Source organism: uncultured Maribacter sp., from assembly GCF_947496775.1.
Lineage (GTDB): Bacteria > Bacteroidota > Bacteroidia > Flavobacteriales > Flavobacteriaceae > Maribacter_B.
In genome coordinates this window covers 1-340 of the sequence record NZ_CANMDU010000064.1, presented here as the reverse complement: position 1 = coordinate 340, position 340 = coordinate 1, and the positions used below count along the sequence as shown (strand labels likewise).

The following is a 340-nucleotide window of genomic DNA, read 5'->3' as shown; positions in this document are numbered from 1 at the left end:
CGTTGTAGCAAATTTTGCCTAAATGAGAAATTGGTTTTTAAAACAATTAGACAAACTTGGTCTAGATACTTCAAATTTGAAAACTGATTCGGAATTAAATGGTCGTTTTCTTGAATACGGAGAATCTGAAAATATTATCTTCCCTAAGGAATTGGATAATGGAAATGACTGGATAATTAAAGAATGGTTCTTTAAAAAAGGACAGATGGTTCGACCTGGAGATGTCATTGGGGCTGTGGAGGATAAAACTCAAAGATTCGAGTTTGAATCCTTTGTGGGCGGAAAATTGAATTACTTCAAAAAAATTGGTCAAAAAGTTGAGGGTGGTCAAATCTTAGCT

The 340-nt window shown here is 34.1% G+C and carries 1 protein-coding gene; it reads left to right on the top strand.

Features of this window, described 5'->3' with window-relative positions:
• Window positions 1-22 precede the first annotated feature (22 nt).
• The coding region (locus tag Q0856_RS18085) for a hypothetical protein (protein ID WP_298507241.1) at window positions 23-340 on the top strand (318 nt) is incomplete at its 3' end.